Below are 18,104 nucleotides of genomic sequence, written 5' to 3' on the forward strand. Positions count from 1 at the left end.
TCATCATCAGAGTCTTTTTTTAATAGAATGCCAATACCTAAAATGATAACCGCGGTGAGAAAGGCGAAAGGAATCATTAAGCCAGATTCAAGAATTTGGGTAAGATAATCCATAATAGAACCTCAAATAGTAAGTTTTGATTGAGCTACAAGCTTCCTCGACATTCTCGCTCTTGGTGGATTTAGTTTTGATTAGGAAGCTATTTCTTGTTTTTAGGCACGGTGGGTTTGATGTCTTTAAACTGCTGCATAGATTTCCACAACGCCCTCTGGGTTTCTTTTCGGTACAGAGCAAGTCGCACAATGCCGTTTTTATCAAACTCAATATGCTGCAAGTCGACGACATGCTCTTTATCTTTGTCCGTCATAACTGTTACTCCTGTTGGAAGGCCCTATTTGCCTCTTTTAGAGCTACGATAATGCTATTTCATAAACTCGCTACTTTATGAATGTTCCTTTGAGTCTTCTCTATCGAATCGTTGAATCTGAGAAGCGATATTTAGCTTGGTGGAATACCTAAACTGTTCTTTCTCACAAGTCCAGATATGGCGCAAAATATCAGCATACCTAGGGTTTGTTTTGGAAAGTAATTTCAGCGCTGAAGCACAAAGCTCTAACGTTAACGAGTCATGGTTTACCATTGTTCCTGTAGCTGTGTAGATCATAGATTCAGATAATGTGACGGATTTACCTATATCGTGAAGAAGCGCTCCAACAATACCTAAAGCCTTTTCTTCTTTTCTACCAACCATGTTTTTCGCAAATAACTCAGCCACTCGTATGCTGTGTCTTAACAAGCCACCAATATAGTTATGATGATAATTTAAGCTTGCTGGGTTTCGAAGAAATGGCACCATTATTCGGCTTTGAATCAAAGTGTGCGCGACAAAGCATCTTAACGCTTCATACTCAACGCACTCTACTATTTTAACCAGGCGCGTTACATCTTCATGATTCGCCGAAGCATCTCTAGGAATTAAGCGTATATGTCTGTACTTTTCTGGAATTTCATCAACAGCATAGATAAAGTCAGCAACATATATATCGCCAACGGTTGTTTTAACTTTCGTCGCTTCAACGTGAACAAAGCCAAAGTGAGAAAAGTGTTTTGTATTGCAATCAATCTGCGTGGCTACTATCTCAAACTGGGTAAATGCATCCATTAACGTAATCACCCAATACGGTTTACCATGCTCGTTAAATCTAACTACGAAACCAGCCATGCAGTAAAAACCTTTAAAACGAGCAAGCTTTTTCGCTTCTGAAAGCTCTGGCTGCAATGAATTAATTTTCATCGTTCTGCCCTCTCTGTTGATACCAGTATAAGCCCCGACCTATTTCACCTTCATAGTGTACTAAGTGCTAAAACTATAAGTGTTGGCTGTCCTCACATAGAACGTTTGAAAGTAGTTGCTCGAACGCAGAACCATCTCTTCGAGTGAGGTTTGGTACGTAGCGGCTGTAAATCTCAAATAGCATTTTTGTATTTGCGTGACCCATTTGACGCGCTATCCATTCGGGCGCCTCGCCTGATGCTAGCCACAAGGTTGCAGCGGTATGACGAGTTTCATAAGGCCTACGGTATTCCATTCCGATTTTTTTCAATGTTGGTTTCCAAACGCGGTCTCTTACATTGCCATGATCTAGGGGGTTGCCTTGGGAGTTCGGAAAAACAAACTTCCCATCACCAGAAACTTCCAACTGATTTTGAAGCGCTTCTTTCACTAATGTCGACATTTGAATGTCGCGCATAGAGCCGCGAGTTTTGGTTGAATCCATTCGACCTTGCACAAATGTCTCTCTGATACTTATCGTGCCCAAGTCAAAGTCAACGTACTTCCACATCAAGCCATCAATTTCAGCTGTCCTCATGCCAGTAAAAAAGCGCACTGTGTAGTAATTCCGAAAGTCGACACGCACTGTTTTCAAAAACGTTAGCACTTGTTCTAGTGAAAATGGATTAACATCTCGCCGGTCTACGCGAAGCGGCGCAATATTTTCAAATTGGCAGCGGAAACCAAACCTGTCAGCAGCCTCGCGTAAAATCATTCGAAGGGGTGTCATGATGTGATTTACAAAGTCGGTCGAAAGTTGAGTACCATCAGCTTTTGGCTGCATCAGTTTGGCTCGGTACTTCAAAATAGTCGGGCGATCTATTTCGCTAACATCAAAACCCGCAAACTCTTTAGTGAGATACGAAAACACATAAATTCTCATGCTGTTGACGTAGCTCTGTTTCCAACGTACTTCGTTTTCAGAAAACCATTCTTGAGCGAAGTCCTCAAACGCCCTATTATTGTGCCCTTGAAGAGCGTTGGACGTCTTTTGATACGTAGCCAGCATCGCTCGCTTTATGCGGCTTGCCTGTTCATCATCTTTAACAAAGTTCGAAGCCTTTTTAGAATCGGGAAAATAATCGCTGTACACAAAGCATTTTAAGCGGATATCTGACTCAATTTGCTTAAGTAGCTTTTCTAATTTCTTCCTGTTAGCCCGCGTATCTGGCAATGCAGTTTGCTCTCTACATCGCGTATTTAAGTACCTGAAATCAAGATAGAGCTTGGATTCACGAACATTTATGCTACCCATGACACACTCTCCCCGATGCCATGGGAATGTATGTGGCGTTGCGAACTGCACTTTCATACAAATACGCTTCTACCTCTTCCCAAATGTATAGAATTTTTCTACCATTGAATGGTCGAATGTAATGCTTACCTTCGATGAAAATTGAGTCTCGCAGCTCCGCATTGATGTAGTTGGCACTAAATTTAATTCGGGCTGAGAGCTCTTTTGCTGTGAGTAACGTTTGTTTCATAAAGGCCTCCTTTGACCTGTTTTCGTCTTCACAAGACAAATATACAAGTCATTTTTCGTCTTATCAAGACAATTTTGTGTATTTTTTGGTAAACGTATTTTGATCAAGTACAAGATAAGAGAGCTGGTAAAACAGAAATCCGAGCAAGAAGGCAGAAAAATAACACTGTCGTTTCTAGCAAATGAGGTGGGTATTCAAAGCTCAGCCATGAGTAAAATAGCCAATAACACTGGCTATCACACCAGCATCACCACGCTAGAAGCTTTATGTAAATTCTTTGATTGTAAAATTGAGGATGTGATTGAGTATGTGCCGGATTAGACTTTCCTCTTTTAATTGAAAGCTATATAGGTGTCTCACTATTATTCGGTAAGAAGGTGTACAACCTTGCTATTTTCAATTTCTTTTTCTAGCTTTTGAAGCAGCTTTTCTTTTCCTGCTTTGCGCTTTCTTGTGATTTTCTTTGGTTGAAGTTGATTCGCGTAATTTTATATTTTTTTGATTGCTTTTTTTCTCATTCTGGTGAGATGACAATTCTTCACAAAATGAGAATAGCTCGTCCTTATAAACAAGGTTTGGAGTGATCTGGCGTGCTTTACCTGATACGCAAACAAGTATAAATAATTCTCCATCGTGTGTAGGTAATAGCTTTTCATTTATTTGGATGGCGTGCTGCTGTAAGGCCGCCAACTCTTGCTTAATGTTGAATTGCCGTACATTAATATCTTTCATTTCATCATCTAGGATGACTGCAGCACCCATATAGTGCGGCAAAGAGGCAGCGAGTTCTATAAATTCATTTTTACTGCCAATAAGCTCCATAGCCATTGTTTTATGCGCATCTACCAGATACTCAAAACCTGGGGGAACTTCAGTTTGAAGCAACGTGTAGCCTAAATAGTTTAGGCCGGTTGTAGTTATATTTTCGAATTCATCCCTGGTTTCCAGTTTTCCACTACCAAGTGGAACTAGATTCTCCATAAATTTGTCCTTTTCAAAAGGAAAAGGGATAGGCTCTACTGGTACATAATGGCTCATGCCAGCACGGGTTTCTTCATTGTAGGAATCTTGTATGGTGGAATAACCTTCCCCTGATATAGATAGTCTCAACGGAAGTAGCTCTTCATAGAGTTTTGCAATGAAATTAAAAACAACTGGCTCTAGATCATAGTAATCTCCATAAGGTATTAACTGACGATTAATAGCTTCAAGTTTAGCCTGCTCCTGTGCGTAGTTTAGCAGCGGCTTCTCAGAATTGATCGCTCGCTTCACTTCGTTTTTATTTATTAGACATAGTTGGTAAAGACTTATATGGAAACGCAAAAACTCCGGAGCAAGCTTTTCGAGATCATATGTATAAACACCACCGAAGAAATCTCCTGTATGAACTGAGTAGTTACGTAGCGCTTTAAGCAATAAAAATTCATCTATATTTTGAAGCCCTTCCTTTTTTCCCGGAACAATTTTTAGCCTTTCGTGAAGTTTATAAGACTCTTCAAGAATGTTGTGCAATTCTTCGAGACCACGATATTTAACGTGCCTAACACGAGCATCAAATAGGCGTTTTGCTGATTGTTCGATTGTCGTTAATTTCATTTAACATCCTTGTACTAACTTAATTTCAACTATTGTTATCGCAAAGTAACCTCAAATACATAATAATTACAATTGCTAATTACAATTATTACTAACTAATTTATAAGACAGATCGACGTTGTCTGAGGGGGTCTCTGTGGGAGCTGAAACGTAAGTGAAACTGATTGGATATTATTTAACCACGGTCACGGGTTTATACTCAAGAACTATTGTGAACAGGGATTTCATTGCCACATATGATTAAATAGTCTACTTGTGCGATATCTCAATAGCGCGTTTAATCATCGGAGTGTATAACTTGAGTTAATAGTTCATAATAACAGATCTATGTAATTTAGTTTCATACAATACCACGACCTAGCAATAAGTATCGGTGAAACTTTCAGCATGGATAGAAGATCCAATTGCTGAGACAATATCGTGGTGGAATAATTGACTAATCTCATAGAAATCAAACTGATTTTCGGAGAGAAATTCAACTCACTTTAAGAAATAAAATTTTGTTGTAACGCACCCCTGTAAAAAAACACTGTGCTATGCAAGCCATATAAATACGAAGTGGCATACGTTCAACATGGATGTCCACATTTAATAAGTAAGACCATTTATGTCACGGACGGAGGGTAAACAATGGAAATTAGCCAGGTGATTGAAGTCGTTTTTAAGATCATTGAATTTTGCTTAATAGGGTTTGCGCTTTTCTTCGCATGGAACCTTTTTATGCACTCAAAAAATTCAGGGGGTGGTTTTTCTCTAAAAGTTAGTGAGTATGTAGAGCTATCTGTCGAGCCAGCAAGTGTTGCCATAGGAGCAGGGCAGCCAGCGCAGACTGAGCTAATTGAAGCAGAAAAAATTCCTGCAGACTACGTCTTTCTGAACCACATTTCTTTTCTGCGAGAGGAGAAGCAATCAGAATTTCAAGCAAGAACTGGTTTAACCGGAATCCCGCATTACGATATTAGAGTTGTTGTAGATTCTTACTACAAAGGAGCATTGGATAGAGTCAAATACGTTGAGTATTTCTTGCATAAAAGTTACGAAGAACCCATACAAACTAGATCGCAAAAACAAAATAGATTCCTTTTAAAAGAATTGGCAAACGGTGAGTATGTACTTCAAGCTAAGGTATACTTACGAGACAGACAAGAGCCTTTCCTATTACAGAGATATATTACTTTGTCACTAGATAAAAACTATATCAGAACTTAAGAACACACTCGCGTCGGGCCTCAGTTACGCGCCGATGCTCACTATTCGTTCATCTTCGAGTGCCTTCGAGTTTTTTTAACAGTGCCGGGGGCGTTTAATTTTTCTCACTTCACTTATTCTTTCTATAGGCCCACTTTTAGTTTCTCGGTTCGATAGTTTTTGAAAAGCTCAAAAATTAACACACTGTTGTGGAATTTAACTGAAAGGAGTAATTCCATGACATCTCATGTATCTAATAATAAGCAAGTTGAAGTACAAGGTCAGGTTTATGACAGCTTGTCTGCTGCAGCCAGAACCTTTGGATTAAATAGCGATAAAGTGCTCGAACGAGTCCGCTGCGGATGGAATATTTATGAAGCGCTTGAAATTGTAGAGCGAAAACTGCCAACGATGAACTATCAAGACCGTATAGAACAATTTGCGGCTCAAGAGAAAATTAAAGCAGGTAGCGTAGGTAAACGTTTATCTTTAAGGCGAAGACGCATTAGAGAGTGGCTTGATTTGCCCAGTCACTCCCCTACTCGACATAGCAATGCCTTAATGGTCACAGATTCAGAAGGGCGCACATTTAGCAGCTTAAAAAAAGCTTCTGCTGAAAAAGGCATGCATCGCTCGACATTAAAAAGCGGCTGCTTAAAGCTCTTAAAAGTGAAAAAATACGCCTTTGAATCAGAAATGTCTATTTCCGCAGAATCCATATTACTTTTGTGCGCTCATCCAAATTTACGGTTAAAAGACAATTTATTCTCCTCTGATGGCCACTACATACTTTTAGATAATCAAGTGCGCCTGCATTTATTCTTCAGAAATACTGGAGATAATGAATATATTGCATTTGCATCGATTGAAGGGGTCACGTTGTTTAATGTTAACTGCGCGACAAACGGTTACGGCATATTTTCAAACAGCATATTATTTCGTAACGCCACTTCGCTAAAAACTCATGAAAAAACAGCATTGCACAATTTAATACGTGGTTGTGCGAAGCAGAATTGGGAAATTTTTTTGGGTGACTTTGTTAAATACAAAATGCAGCAATAGGAAATCTCTATGGCTTTTTAACGGCAAATAACGAGGGAGTAAAGTCTAGATTTGGTCACGGATGGTCACGAATTGTGACCACTCGTGACCATCCTGACAGTATTCATCAGTTTTCAGAGGAAAAACGAAAAGAAACAGAGATTCTGAAAAAACTGCTTAAAACCGATTAATTCAATGCCGTCAATGAGTTAAGAAATTCAAATATTTTTAAAATAACGTCGGAACGAATTTCTGGAAGTAAAATAGATGGTGCGTCTAGCCTGATTCGAACAGGCGACCTCTACCATGTCAAGTTGGCGGCGAAAGGTAGTGCAAAATCCTTTTATTTCAGCATCTTAACCCATGAAAATCGACTGTTTAAGGGGGCGGCAAAAAAGCTATTTCCGGAAATGGCGCACCTTTTGGAATCAATAACTTAGGTTTTTGAAACCACTGTATAAGGTTACACCGAATTGGCCCACAAAAGGGATTCAAATCCCTTTGAACTATTCGGCAGTTCCGGTGAGTTAAGGCTATGCGTTCCTAACGACTTGCGCTATTTAAGTGTTTGTTTTGCCGTTTTTCGGTATGATTAAGTTAGGAAATCAATTACAAGTAATTTGACTGGGAATAGCTATGAACGAAGAGAAAGCGAGAGCGATACTGGGGGAGAGAATACAGCCAGATAACAGCCTTCATGACAGCACAGATTGGGTTGATTGGACTGGTGACGACAGCATTCAGCTTGATGCAGATTTTTCTGTAGACGAACTTGAGGCAATCGCATGGTGGATGAGAAATAAAACCCACGCACCCACATCACTTGACTGAGCAGAACGTAAACATCAGTAAGTTTAGTATTAAAATTCCCCTGCGCTCAACAATCAGATCTAAAAGTTGCGCGCTGTTATATTTGTGTATACATTAGTATTTGAATAAATAACCAACAAAAGGAATTGACCATGAAACGACTGATCCTTGCACTCGCCTTTTTAATGCCTGTTGCTGCTAATGCGGCTCTCATGTACACCTATGACCAACATCACTTAGACAATACAACTCACACTTCTTCTGACTGGGACGAATCTCCTTACTTGGGCCATATAGCAGTTGGAGACAATGAATTCGAATTCGCATTTGACAACCCACTCTATTATAAATGGGAATTAAACATCGATATGGATAATTCCCATTATGAGAAGCCTTTTTACTTGATAGGCATGCTTAACGGTTTCTTCGGCTTTGTAATGCGTATAGATCACGCTTTTAGCGGTAAACGCACCGCTGTTGGCTCTCTTGACCTAGGCACACTTGAAAACTTTATTTACGATGAGCCTAATCCGTGGTCCGGATTGGCGTATGCAGAACAGTTAAACGATGGTTTCAGTTTTGGCTTAGCCGCATTTACGGATGATTGGCGATATGACTTTGAGCAAGACGGCGCCATCACGCTTGCGTTTCTTGATGGAAATAAGTTTACGCTAGCTGACGAACCGTATTTCTTTGTTCCAGAGCCTGCCACGGCTGCACTCTTTGGCTTAGGGTTGGCTTTTGCTGGATTCAGAAGGTCTAAAAAATAAATGATTGGCCGGTTAGCCGGCCTTTTTTAATACTGCATCATACGCCTAAGCTGCCGGAAGCTTATCAATTGCAGAGGCTTCTTCGTAGAATTCCATTTTTACTACTTTTGAACTATTCCGACCTGACATTACAATACCCCTTGTATCATCTCCCACGTACACGATAAAGGTAACAACCAAGTCTCTTCCGCTTACGCCAGGCGTCGTTAAATCTCCCAGCCTTACAAGCAAAGACTCTTTTTTTATCATTACCGCATTAGTTTCAGACGAAATTGTTTTTTTGTTGCTGAGTAGCTCTACTTTCGTGACGTGGTTTTTCGAGAAGTCGAGGAACTCATCAATAAGCGCAAGTTTAGTTAAATCTACTTCAGCAGTTGCGGTCGGTTTCAGTCTAAACCGCTCTCGGTTAGCTCGCCCGTAATACGCCGTGACATTGCCATCGTTAACGATTTCGAATTCGAGCAGAGAGAGAATTTCCAGAACTTCTTCAGCAGTTGCAACGTAAACTTCCACAATAACAGTCTGCGTGACTGGCTCTGCTGCATTGTCGCTTAAGTCGGTTGCGTTAAACGTAACAGTGTAGGTTCCTGCCTGCTCCATATCGACCGGATTGTTAATCGTTATACGCTCAGTCACATCTCCGTCGCGTTCATCGAGTGCCGTTGCTGGCGGAGGCGTATATGTCTCGCCCACTCTTAAAGTTACTGATTCCGGCCCGTTGAGACTGATAACAGGCGGCGTAACATCAGCAGGCAACGCAAGCACTAAGTCACGTTCGATGTAAGAGGTAGCGCCCTCGTCGTCTGTTGCCGTCAGCCTGAAAGTGCGAGTGCCCTCACTTAACGCGCTGGTATCGATGTTCGCGTTCTTGACACCCGGATTATTAATCGTCGCATCGTTACCGCCGACTTGTGTCCATGCCAGCGTAACCACTGTGCCGTCATCAGTAATAGTGATGTCTGCGCCTAGCGAAACGACAGCGCCTATTACAGCGGTGATGGTGCCTACATCGTTGAACTGGGGAGGCGTATTTACCGCCCCACCATATTCATTGAACGCCTGAGCCTGGTTATAGTTACTCATTGACGGCCACCTTCTTGATTTGAATGCCCCCGAGCGTAGGGTGCTGAGCAACGCCGTAAATCGTCTGTCCGACTAGAGCTGCATCCAGTCCAGTGACGCTCGCAACTCCATCAACAAACGGTAGCACATTGTCGTAGATGACCGGGTCGTTCGTAGTATGACCAGACCAGAGCATCACGCGATAATCGCCGTCCTCTAAGCCTGTGCCGGAAGTGATATCGATTTTTGCCATAGCAGCGGCCTCTTCTACAATAACCGTCAGCGTCGCGTCGTCAGCCACATTACCAGCGGAGTCTACGAACTCTGCACCGGGGTACGTTATCGTGTATTCACCTGGTGTTGCGGTATCTACAGTTCCCGTACCCTCAACCGCGCCAATTTGCGCACCATTATCAGTGACAGTCGCAGTTGGCGCAGTAAACGTCGAATTCTGCTGGATAGTCAGCGGATTTTCGCCCGGGATGCTTATCTGAGGTTTCGTGGTGTCAAAGGGGGCTTCTCCAGATTTACTAGACGACCTTTGAAACGCCTTGAGATCTCCATCATTTAAGTATTCAGTAACTTCAAATGATGGTTCTGTTGTCACTACTGACAAGCTACCATAGCTGTTAATCGTATACTTACTGGCATCAAATATAGCTTGATGCCCTGCCAATGGAGGATCTGACCACTGATAATAAGCGTTGTTTACTTTTGTATTATCTGGATTGGATATAAACGTCGCGTAGCTATATGGCGAGGGTGGGATCCATCGCGTCAAAACTTCAGCAGTGTTTCCGTTAGTGTTATCAATCAATTGAATTTGTGTTGTTTCACCAAATAGAGGAAACCCTGCAACAGTATCACCCATATCCGGCGCGTCAAAAGTACCTGTCCCATCCGCCTGATTGAAAGTGAATGGTACGGAATAGCCACCTATAGTCACATCTTCAACTGTGAATCCTACGGGAGCTTCAAAAACATTACCGGTGGAGCCAGCAACCACCTCGGTTGGCAATGTTACGGACGATATGAACTGCCAAGTGGTGCTCGCAGGTAGTGTTACATGGTTATTATTGCCTGATACATCGTACAGCTTTAGCTCGTAGCCAGAATCTGCTAACGTGGGATTTGCATTCGCCTCCGTTCTTAAAATGAAATCTGTCCCAGCTGCGTTTAATACTTTATTGCCGTCCCAGTCGGCTTTTATAGTATCAGTAGATACCGTTCTAGCTTTGAGCTTTGACATCTGGAAGGGGTTAGTATTTCCAGATATAATACCCAGTTGGCGTATATCAAAAAAGACGTTTGTGCCGCCGTTGCTCTCTGAAAACAACCCGGAGTGACCTTCCGCATCTAATCGAATAGATGCCGCCTCTCCCCTTAGGGTCGTGTGGTAAGGGATGTTTTTCCAATGAGGATGCCGCCATATAGCAATCTGCGTTGCAGCTTTTCTAAAAGAAACATCCCTATCAACTGAGCGGTACTCATCGCCTTGCCCACCTGAGAAATATATTTTTGCGCCGTCGTCTTGAGACGCCTTAATCGCAGTAAATCCCACCTCCCAGTCACTGCCTGACAGCCCTGTAATTGGTGTTGGTATAGGGGCGCTTTCGCTAAGAGTGAAAAACCAACCGTAATTAATATTTGGCATCGTTTATAGTCTCGTTGGTAGTTTAGGATTGCCGAACGCATCAGTATAAGTAGGCTCTACCGTTGTGCATTCAAACTCTGCGCAATAGCAGTGCATATCTTTAGTGACTCCATGCTCACCGCCGTTAGGATCGTAATCAGGACTATTGGGAGGGTTGTAATTAGCATTAAAGTAACCAAACAGCCTGATAACGTCGCAATAATCCGTATCACCTATCATCGTGTGAAAATCCCTTTTCTCCGCAAGAAGCGTGTCGCCAACCCAAACTCTGGCTACGCAACGGCTTTCTTCATAGTGGCCGATATCGTGTGTGACTGCATATTGCACTTCCACAAACTCATCCCTCGGAAGCTGGTAGTCGTCAAGATTTCCAACATTTATATTACTGTTGTGAGTTGCATGGCCTTGGCTTTGTGAAGTGTGAGCCTCCATAACTAGCTTGAATGGCCCAGGCAAACCTAAATCTGGTGCGGGTATATATAAATCAGCATGCCCTACTGAATAAGAGTCGTTGGTAACTTTCTGGCGCATATACTTCATAGCACCACCCCCCGCCATAGATTCATTGAGGTCAAAGGACGAGGGCAAGTATATAATAGAGCGTATCCAGACCGTCTGCCCTCTTTCTACTCTAACCCCTGACGTGACAGCCCCGCCAAAAGAAAGCTGCCCCACAGAGCCTTGCGGCAAAAAACATTTACAAACCTGCCGCCCCTTATATAAGACCTCATCAGAATAGGTACTCTGCCCAGCATCGCCATCAAACCCATCAGGCATTCCTTGCACTCCATCACCTACAGCGCCATCTTGAAATGTTATTAACCTGTGAAATGGTGCGGGTGCCCACCTTGATGTGAAATCTATAAATTTAAACCTGTCCCCAATATAAACAATTTCGCTTGGTGCTTGAGCCATAGAATTTATCCTGTTACTTAAAGCTGCCTACTTGTTAAATTATATTTTTTGATACATAGTTATGGACTTAGCCAACCAGCAAATGGAATTGACCATGAAACTATTAACAGCCGCTATTTTATTAAGCGTATTTACCTCACTATCCGCCAACGCTAGCTTCACGAAGATATCTGACCCGTTCAGTTCTTTTGGTAAAATTGGATTTGGATACCCTACGATAGTTGGCGATACGAACTTATTGTTAAGTAACTCAGCATATAAATACGTTGGTTTCGAATACCAATTTACCGACACTTTCACTTGGCTTGATGCCGATATAGTTACCGAGTTTAACGATGCTATAGTGGGCGACTTTCAAATAAGCTTGATGTCCAACGGACATGTATTTCACTCAGAAATCATTGAAGACACTGGCGCAGATGTGTACACAGGTAGTTTTTACAACACTACCCCCTTTGATATCCAAGGCTTTATACATGTCGTGGTTGAGCCTTATGCTGGGAACGGAAATCCAGCAAAAGGAGTTATTAGCTTTTACCCGAATTCGACTGCGTTTTATTTTTCTGATGACACCGTTTTATCTTTCGTCCCCACCCCCGCCACATTCGGCCTATTCGCCTTTGGCGCAATTGCTCTTTGCCTTCGCCGGCAGCAAAAGCTCAGTGCTTGAGTAGTTAAAAGTAATGGAATTGAAAAAGGCCTCGAATGAGGCCTTCTTTTTAAGCTGATTTTGTTGCTGGCAATTTATTGCAGTTTTATTTGGGTACTGTGAGTGTGCGTACACCTTGCTGTTCGCTACTTTCATAATCCTCATTGAGGTTACTGAACGCTTTGAACCAGCTTGATAGTAGAAACTCGTTATTGTGCTCTTCATCGCCGCTGGCTACCTTTACCGCGATATCAATAGCGTCTTCTATCATGGGCTGGAAGTGATAGCCGTTAATCTGTAAGAATATTTGACTTGCCAGAAAGCCGGTTCTCTTATTCGCATTCTCGAAAGCATGCGCTTTGTTAATGCTAATAAAAACCGCTGCTGCCAGATAAAACACATCTTCACACTGTTCATAATATCTGAGCCTGCTCGGCCGGGCTTGTGCAGATTCTAACTTTCCTCTATCTAATATAGCAAAAGACTCCAGCGGAGTTACCGCTAGAGCCTTCTTGTTACACTCGATAATGTCATCTACGTCTAGATACCTAATTCCCTCTACTTCTTCCATGGATAGATACTACTAACGTTAATTTGTTAAACCTTTGCCAACTCTTTCAAAATTTGCGCACTTCGAGAGCTGCACTCATTAATCGCTTTGTTAACGACGTCTTTGTGGTTACCGCTATAAGGTCGAGGTCTTACAACGTCATTAGCAGTGCGAGCGTGCAAACAGAAACCTGTTTGTTTTTGCTGTGCTGCGGCCATGATGCCTCCTATAAAATGAATTGATACTTTTGTGCGTTCGCAACTAACTCGCAACATCTGTTTGAAACTCTTATTTAGCTCCAAACCGCATAAAATCTGTTGCATGTAATAAATCCGTTGCACCAGGTTAGTATGCGCGTTCTGCAGAAAAGTTCAACATCTTTGTAAGACGGCTTACAAGTGCTATTGTACCACTAACTCGCGCTAAACCCCATAAAGCGGCGAAAATGCTGCGTTATCCACGCAATCCACGGTAATCAGCTAAACCTTCAAGCGCGGGTTATATACCGGCGTTAGTTTTATATTAGGTTGAGCGATTGCTGAATCTGGTAGCGTCGCAACTGTCTGTACAATGCCTCGTCAATCATGACCGCAATCCACGGGCCTATCACATTTTCAGCTGCTTCTAATCCATCTAACTGCTTTGAGTTTTCAAAGAACGTGCTGAGAGGCCCGTTTAGGTTCACTACTTCGCCTGTGGTTTCATCTGCTACTCGCGTGAATATCTCGCAGTAAACGGTATCTACCACGCCATCCAAGTTCGTGTCTTTGTCCACGCGATTGATGGTAACGACAACTATTTGCCCCGCCAGCGGCGTGTTGTTCATGCGGAATACACGCTCTTTCGGCTGCTTCCATGAGACGTCTTGGTCTGTGAGTATCGAAAAATCTAATTCCACGGTTTTACCTTTTTTGTTGTATGTTGTGGGTTACAAGACGGTTGTGCGGGGTTTTGCCGCCAAGGAAATTCATACCGCCCAGCGATAAATGCATTACCGGCTGGTCTTCGATAAATTCGAGATTAACGATATCTTCCCAAACCAGCTTTCCATCGACTTCCGCCAGTATCTGATGCCCCCAGAGATTGATAGCGCGAATCGTGGAGCCGTCGCGTAAATCAATTGGTGTCCAGACAGACACTGTTTTCACACAACCGCTGGCACTCGTTATCCGCACGCAGTCAGAACGATGGGCGCAAATAGAGATAATTTCAGCTTTATGAATTTCGCCATTCGTTACTGCGTCGATAGTGTCACCAACCTGAGCATCTTTCGCTTGCAGCGTTTCAGTGAGCCACGTTTCCGCGTGCGGGCAGTAAGGCATTGGCGGGTACGTTGTGCCGCCGCCAGACACATAGGTCTGAATGGCATCTATGTAGTAGCGATAATTGTTAGCGGTTAAATCACCGACACTCGTTGTTGCGCCGTAAGTTGTTCCGCCTACGAAATAAGGGTCGTCGATGTAAACGTAGTGCCATTTGTCTTGCTCTTTACCATCAATATTTTTAGCGCCGTAGTTAATTGGTCCGTCACCAGTTTGCAGAGTGTGTGAAGCTATCGTAATCCGTGCTTTCGATGATGAGCTAGGATCAACAGTGGACGTTAATAACTGCTCGCTTGACGATGACGTTACCGACGCCGTTCTTGCCCCGCCCAGCGCGGTCATAGGGAGTATTTGGCTTTTCAGGATTGGGGGCTGCAAAAAAGGTTTTACGTAGGGCGAAGGCTCCGTGCCATTCGTGTCGCTTTCTCTCACCGGCTCAATCATTATCTGATCGAACAGGAGCCAATAGCCTGACGTATCGCAATCAAGCCGCAATATTACATCAGTCACTGCGCTGTTGTTGCTCTGCGTCATATCCATAACTACTGAGACGCGAGAGGCGTTGTACCTACCTGGTGTTGTGTAGTTTTGGGATAAATGAACCCGCTGTCCACTGCCATTTATATAAGCAAAGTGCACCTGGTTCGTGAAGCTATACCCCTCCCCGGTTTTTATCCAGAAGCTGACAATCCATTTTCTGTTCGGCATCAACTTAATGTTGTATTCACTAACTGTCTTGCCGAGATACATGTAAGCGCCAGAAGCGTTTGCGGTCAATTGAAGCATGCTGCCACGGGAAGGGTTCGGGTGCCCAGACCATGTATTAATCGAGAACTCACCGCCACTTCCCGTCGAAACAGGTACGCCATCTACAGGATTCTGGTATAGCGGGTTCATGAAGTTGAGCCCTTCGCCGGAAGGATTCCGCAGTAACGCAGACGCTAACGCATTTTGAAAAGCCGCATCACGTGCGTCATCCGCCATGGCTTGCGCTTCTGAGTCAGAAATTGCGCCCAATCCAGCACGCGTGACCTTACCGAGATTTACCCAACTGCCGTTACTGAGCTGGTAGGAAATTGTGCCGTCTGAATTAGCCTGGATTCTATCATTCGATATCCGGCCGTCGTCATAATCAGTCTCGTCAGCATTGCCGTAGTAGCCTATGTAGATTGAATCGATTTCATAGTTAGCAGCCGGTCCGACGTCAACACGAACGCCGTACAAATTGTTTGACGTCCACAACGATACAGCGCGCATATCGAATTCTAAATAAGTCCACTCTCCCTGCTTATATTTCACTGGTAAATCGACGCGCTGCGTTGACGTGTAGCCAGTTCCCGCTTGGCTTTGCCTGATGTAATACAACCTGGCTGTGGTGTTTAATGATGCAGAAATGCACTTAACTTTGAGCAATACGACGTGATAATCGCTACCCGAAACGCTTTGCAAATTCAGACGACTCATGCCTACTGAGCCTCCGCCGTTAGAAATGACTCTCAGCGTTTTATTAACGATATTTGCAGACGAATAATTAAGCGGGGTCCAGCCGTAGATACTCGTTCGGAAATCCCACTTCATTAAGCGATGAGCGATGACGTTAGGTGCTGATTTACCGTCTTCGCCGTCGTCTCCTTTATCGCCGGTATCACCTTTAATGCCTTGCTCACCCTTGATTGTGCCGCGAGGCTCCCACGTGCCGTTTACCTTTTGATATAACGCGTAGTTCGTGGTGTTAAGATACATATCACCATTAGAGCCGGTGCCAGCGGCTGGCGCACTTGTTCCAGAAAGCCACTTATCACCATCTGAACCGCTAATATTTCCAACAGGAGAGCCCCAGCCAGAGCTGGTTTTTTTATAAATATCGCCGGTAGTTTGTTCGAGATATGTATCACCGACATTACCCATCGCTGCAGGGGGTGTGCCCTCACCAAAGAGCCACTGTGATGCCGTGTTTGGGAAGAAACCGAACTGACTAATATCAATAGCGTTAATATCAAAAGTTTCTTTCAATTGCCCGTATAGATAGCCAATGAAAGGTTTCGTCGCATCCGTCTTGCTGGGGCTTGCACCGTTGATGTCGTCGGCATAAATTTTCCAGGTGAAATAATCGAGGCCAGACACTTCCAAATCTTTCGGTGTAGACCATGCCGATAGCTCAGCCATGCCGCCCACGGCGCGAACGCGAAAAGTGTAAGAGCCAAGGGAGTAGCTGGCCAACTCCACATAAGAGCGTGCAATGCGACTCGTTTCGACAACATCGCCACCTACTGAAAGCACCTGGTAATCGAATCGGGATGCGTCGCCGCTCCAACTGATGCGAAGCTGCCTATTGCCGTCATAGATAGGCGTGACAGTAACACCCGTTGGAACAGAAGGAGGGGCGTTGTTTATGCCTGAATCGGCTAACGCAGGTTTATTGCCCTGCCCGAAAAAGTCATAGAGATAAGGTTGGTGTTCACGAATAGAGAGCGTGACTTCTCGGCGGTTTTCGTTGCTTGATGTGATCCTGAATAACTTTCCCCCATAATCGGGAAACGCTTCTTCGTTCCACTCGTAGTAGTCGTGCTGCACAGGCACAATATCACCCACTTCAAATACCGTTGCCCACTTAGGCAATGTGATGGTTGTATGAAGCTGCTCTCTCGATATGCGAGCCAAGGTTTTTGCGTGCTCTAATGCTTCGTAGTAGTTGTCGCACGTTTTACGATCGAACGATTTTTCAAGGCGGAAGCCATTATCCTCAGCCAGCCACGCCACATCTTCGTCAGAATCTGGAATGGGATACACCGCTTCCTGCGCGGTGCCATCTGCATCTGGGTCGTAATACTTTACGATTACACGGTTGTACCTGTTAGATTTGGACGAGTTTTTAACGTCGTCCATTTCAATAATATCGTCTTGCGTGATAATTATCGGAACCGGTGCCTGGTCCTGTTCAATAATCGGCGTGAGTTTCCCGTTCAATATGGGCATGATGGCCCGCATTGACTTGAGAATAGTATTGACGTTATCGAACACCGAGTTTTCAGTGTCAAGCGCAGTGTTGCACGTAAATAACGGGCGATAGACACCTGAGCCAATATAGGTTTCGACTAATTGACTGGAAAGGCTATTGCAAGCTGAAACCGCGGGCAGATTAATAAAGCTGTCGTTCAAGCCTTTTCCGTAAATCGGAGACTTCAACAAATCCTTGAGTGCGTAGCCTGGGTTGGTTTCTGCCGTGCCGGTTAAATCTGCGGTTAGCTTTGGCTCAGAAGTAATGGCATTTTCGCCGCCGTGATACTCAAACCGAAAGTATGTGCAAGCCAAGCCGGTAAGTTTATCGCTCGTTCCCCACCCAGCCCGAGTTAGATTTGAGTCGACATACCCATCCATGCCGTTGATAAAATTGACCGCATAAACCGCCCTTCCGCCCCCATCGTGCTCAAACGCAGTGCTGTTGCTTGAGTAAGCAATATCATCAATGTAAAGCTCGTCGATGGACTCGACACCGTAGCCCCAAACGACGATGATGTGCAGAAGATCATTCTTAATATCGTCACTGTCGTTGTCATTCGTTTGTTTGAATGCGACCAGGGCGCTTTGCTTTTTCACCTTACCGAAAATCTTAGGGATATTCGCTTCAGTTGAGGCTGAGTTTAGTTCAGTGCCTGGGGGGCCAGCTTGCTCAACGTCTGGCGCCATCCAGCCGAAGAGAAAATCGCCAATACCCGATAAAAGACCCATT

At 43.8% G+C, this 18,104-nt stretch carries 18 protein-coding genes; 6 read left to right on the forward strand and 12 right to left on the reverse strand.

What is annotated here, in order from left to right:
- Positions 1-199 precede the first annotated feature (199 nt).
- From CA267_RS01625 to CA267_RS01640, 4 genes are all read right to left on the reverse strand, one after another.
- Complete coding sequence (locus CA267_RS01625) at positions 200-367, reverse strand: hypothetical protein (protein WP_170668998.1); 168 nt, start codon at positions 365-367, stop codon at positions 200-202.
- A 75-nt stretch (positions 368-442) separates the two neighbouring features.
- Positions 443-1,294, reverse strand: coding sequence for an HD domain-containing protein (locus CA267_RS01630; protein WP_075609088.1), 852 nt, complete (start codon positions 1,292-1,294; stop codon positions 443-445).
- A 73-nt stretch (positions 1,295-1,367) separates the two neighbouring features.
- On the reverse strand, positions 1,368-2,588 hold the full coding sequence (locus CA267_RS01635; RefSeq protein WP_075609087.1) for a site-specific integrase: 1,221 nt from the start codon (positions 2,586-2,588) through the stop codon (positions 1,368-1,370).
- A complete protein-coding gene (locus CA267_RS01640) occupies positions 2,581-2,817 on the reverse strand; it encodes a hypothetical protein (protein ID WP_061485455.1) in 237 nt (78 codons plus the stop codon). The genes CA267_RS01635 and CA267_RS01640 overlap by 8 nt, the downstream gene beginning before the upstream one ends.
- 99 nt (positions 2,818-2,916) lie before the next feature.
- Between CA267_RS01640 and CA267_RS01645 the strand changes: the two genes are divergently transcribed.
- The gene (locus CA267_RS01645) at positions 2,917-3,138 is read left to right on the forward strand and encodes a helix-turn-helix domain-containing protein (RefSeq protein ID WP_083638399.1); all 222 of its coding nucleotides are present in this window, start codon (positions 2,917-2,919) and stop codon (positions 3,136-3,138) included.
- Between the two features lie 75 nt (positions 3,139-3,213).
- Here the strand turns inward: CA267_RS01645 and CA267_RS01650 are convergent, their stop codons facing one another.
- A complete protein-coding gene (locus tag CA267_RS01650; RefSeq protein WP_075609085.1) occupies positions 3,214-4,413 on the reverse strand; it encodes a Rossmann-fold NAD(P)-binding domain-containing protein in 1,200 nt (399 codons plus the stop codon).
- A 630-nt stretch (positions 4,414-5,043) separates the two neighbouring features.
- Here CA267_RS01650 and CA267_RS01655 point away from each other — a divergent pair.
- From CA267_RS01655 to CA267_RS01670, 4 genes are all read left to right on the forward strand, one after another.
- On the forward strand, positions 5,044-5,622 hold the full coding sequence (locus tag CA267_RS01655; RefSeq protein WP_075609084.1) for a pYEATS domain-containing protein: 579 nt from the start codon (positions 5,044-5,046) through the stop codon (positions 5,620-5,622).
- 216 nt (positions 5,623-5,838) lie between these two features.
- Positions 5,839-6,663 carry a hypothetical protein gene (locus tag CA267_RS01660; protein ID WP_075609083.1) on the forward strand — a complete coding sequence of 275 codons (825 nt, stop codon included), beginning with the start codon at positions 5,839-5,841 and terminating at the stop codon, positions 6,661-6,663.
- 615 nt (positions 6,664-7,278) lie between these two features.
- Positions 7,279-7,473, forward strand: a complete 195-nt coding sequence (locus CA267_RS01665; protein WP_075609082.1) for a hypothetical protein — start codon at positions 7,279-7,281, stop codon at positions 7,471-7,473.
- Between the two features lie 131 nt (positions 7,474-7,604).
- A complete protein-coding gene (locus CA267_RS01670; protein WP_075609081.1) occupies positions 7,605-8,222 on the forward strand; it encodes a PEP-CTERM sorting domain-containing protein in 618 nt (205 codons plus the stop codon).
- A gap of 45 nt (positions 8,223-8,267) precedes the next feature.
- On the opposite strand, the gene CA267_RS01675 is transcribed toward CA267_RS01670, so the two are convergent.
- The 3 genes from CA267_RS01675 to CA267_RS01685 are packed head-to-tail and all read right to left on the reverse strand — an operon-like array spanning position 8,268 to position 11,853.
- Entirely contained in the window at positions 8,268-9,305 is a 1,038-nt protein-coding gene (locus CA267_RS01675; RefSeq protein WP_075609080.1) for an immunoglobulin-like domain-containing protein, read from the reverse strand.
- Positions 9,298-10,938: an immunoglobulin-like domain-containing protein gene (locus tag CA267_RS01680; protein WP_075609079.1), complete on the reverse strand. Its 1,641-nt coding sequence runs from the start codon at positions 10,936-10,938 to the stop codon at positions 9,298-9,300. The genes CA267_RS01675 and CA267_RS01680 overlap by 8 nt, the downstream gene beginning before the upstream one ends.
- Before the next feature lie 3 nt (positions 10,939-10,941).
- Positions 10,942-11,853 carry a hypothetical protein gene (locus CA267_RS01685; RefSeq protein ID WP_075609078.1) on the reverse strand — a complete coding sequence of 304 codons (912 nt, stop codon included), beginning with the start codon at positions 11,851-11,853 and terminating at the stop codon, positions 10,942-10,944.
- 94 nt (positions 11,854-11,947) lie between these two features.
- On the opposite strand from CA267_RS01685, the gene CA267_RS01690 reads away from it, so the two are divergent.
- Positions 11,948-12,523, forward strand: a complete 576-nt coding sequence (locus tag CA267_RS01690; protein ID WP_075609077.1) for a PEP-CTERM sorting domain-containing protein — start codon at positions 11,948-11,950, stop codon at positions 12,521-12,523.
- An 85-nt stretch (positions 12,524-12,608) separates the two neighbouring features.
- Here the strand turns inward: CA267_RS01690 and CA267_RS01695 are convergent, their stop codons facing one another.
- From CA267_RS01695 to CA267_RS01710, 4 genes are all read right to left on the reverse strand, one after another.
- A complete protein-coding gene (locus CA267_RS01695; RefSeq protein ID WP_075609076.1) occupies positions 12,609-13,073 on the reverse strand; it encodes a type II toxin-antitoxin system death-on-curing family toxin in 465 nt (154 codons plus the stop codon).
- A gap of 26 nt (positions 13,074-13,099) precedes the next feature.
- Positions 13,100-13,375: a hypothetical protein gene (locus CA267_RS01700; RefSeq protein ID WP_075609075.1), complete on the reverse strand. Its 276-nt coding sequence runs from the start codon at positions 13,373-13,375 to the stop codon at positions 13,100-13,102.
- A 194-nt stretch (positions 13,376-13,569) separates the two neighbouring features.
- Positions 13,570-13,878, reverse strand: coding sequence for a hypothetical protein (locus CA267_RS01705; RefSeq protein ID WP_170668999.1), 309 nt, complete (start codon positions 13,876-13,878; stop codon positions 13,570-13,572).
- Positions 13,879-13,954: 76 nt separating this feature from the next.
- A complete protein-coding gene (locus CA267_RS01710) occupies positions 13,955-18,103 on the reverse strand; it encodes a phage tail protein (RefSeq protein WP_075609073.1) in 4,149 nt (1,382 codons plus the stop codon).
- Position 18,104: the final 1 nt, after the last annotated feature.

This window comes from Alteromonas pelagimontana (assembly GCF_002499975.2).
Lineage (GTDB): Bacteria > Pseudomonadota > Gammaproteobacteria > Enterobacterales > Alteromonadaceae > Alteromonas > Alteromonas pelagimontana.

Coding starts and splice junctions, on each gene's coding strand:
- CA267_RS01640 (WP_061485455.1), bottom strand. CDS start 2,817: ATGAAACAAACGTTACTCACAGCAAAAGAGCTCTCAGCCCGAATTAAA.
- CA267_RS01670 (WP_075609081.1), top strand. CDS start 7,605: ATGAAACGACTGATCCTTGCACTCGCCTTTTTAATGCCTGTTGCTGCT.
- CA267_RS01695 (WP_075609076.1), bottom strand. CDS start 13,073: ATGGAAGAAGTAGAGGGAATTAGGTATCTAGACGTAGATGACATTATC.
- CA267_RS01710 (WP_075609073.1), bottom strand. CDS start 18,103: ATGGGTCTTTTATCGGGTATTGGCGATTTTCTCTTCGGCTGGATGGCG.
- CA267_RS01690 (WP_075609077.1), top strand. CDS start 11,948: ATGAAACTATTAACAGCCGCTATTTTATTAAGCGTATTTACCTCACTA.
- CA267_RS01630 (WP_075609088.1), bottom strand. CDS start 1,294: ATGAAAATTAATTCATTGCAGCCAGAGCTTTCAGAAGCGAAAAAGCTT.
- CA267_RS01660 (WP_075609083.1), top strand. CDS start 5,839: ATGACATCTCATGTATCTAATAATAAGCAAGTTGAAGTACAAGGTCAG.
- CA267_RS01705 (WP_170668999.1), bottom strand. CDS start 13,878: ATGAACAACACGCCGCTGGCGGGGCAAATAGTTGTCGTTACCATCAAT.
- CA267_RS01675 (WP_075609080.1), bottom strand. CDS start 9,305: ATGAGTAACTATAACCAGGCTCAGGCGTTCAATGAATATGGTGGGGCG.
- CA267_RS01665 (WP_075609082.1), top strand. CDS start 7,279: ATGAACGAAGAGAAAGCGAGAGCGATACTGGGGGAGAGAATACAGCCA.
- CA267_RS01650 (WP_075609085.1), bottom strand. CDS start 4,413: ATGAAATTAACGACAATCGAACAATCAGCAAAACGCCTATTTGATGCT.
- CA267_RS01700 (WP_075609075.1), bottom strand. CDS start 13,375: ATGCAACAGATTTTATGCGGTTTGGAGCTAAATAAGAGTTTCAAACAG.
- CA267_RS01680 (WP_075609079.1), bottom strand. CDS start 10,938: ATGCCAAATATTAATTACGGTTGGTTTTTCACTCTTAGCGAAAGCGCC.
- CA267_RS01685 (WP_075609078.1), bottom strand. CDS start 11,853: ATGGCTCAAGCACCAAGCGAAATTGTTTATATTGGGGACAGGTTTAAA.
- CA267_RS01655 (WP_075609084.1), top strand. CDS start 5,044: ATGGAAATTAGCCAGGTGATTGAAGTCGTTTTTAAGATCATTGAATTT.
- CA267_RS01625 (WP_170668998.1), bottom strand. CDS start 367: ATGACGGACAAAGATAAAGAGCATGTCGTCGACTTGCAGCATATTGAG.
- CA267_RS01635 (WP_075609087.1), bottom strand. CDS start 2,588: ATGGGTAGCATAAATGTTCGTGAATCCAAGCTCTATCTTGATTTCAGG.